General features: G+C 67.5%; 1 pseudogene. It reads left to right on the top strand.

The features are described from left to right. Positions 1-382: pseudogene (locus RhoFasB10_RS26000) on the top strand (sigma-54-dependent Fis family transcriptional regulator); the annotation flags it as partial.

Here is a 382-nt window from a genome sequence, read left to right as displayed (position 1 = left end):
ATGTCGGGCCACGCCACCATCGACACCGCCGTCGAGGCGACCAAGATCGGCGCGCTGAATTTCCTTGAGAAGCCCATCGCACTGCAGAAGCTGCTGACGGCGGTGGAGCAGGGCCTGTCGCGCAGCAAGGAAAAGCCACGCTCGGCCACACCGGCTGCCGCTCCGGTGGCGGGACTCGCAGGCGCCATGCCAAACGCCGCCGCAGCAGGTACACCCGCCGCGCTCGAGCGCACCGACATCAATGGCGTACCGACCCGTGCAGCCGAAAGCGGCGGCATGCAGTTCTCGTTCGACATGCCGCTGCGCGAGGCGCGCGACCTGTTTGAGCGCGCGTACTTCGAATACCACCTGCAGCGTGAAGGCGGCAGCATGACGCGCGTGG

It is taken from the genome of Rhodococcus sp. B10, assembly GCF_011770055.1.
In the GTDB taxonomy this organism is placed as follows: Bacteria; Actinomycetota; Actinomycetes; order Mycobacteriales; family Mycobacteriaceae; genus Rhodococcoides; species Rhodococcoides kyotonensis_B.
This window is presented reverse-complemented; position numbering and strand designations above follow the sequence as displayed.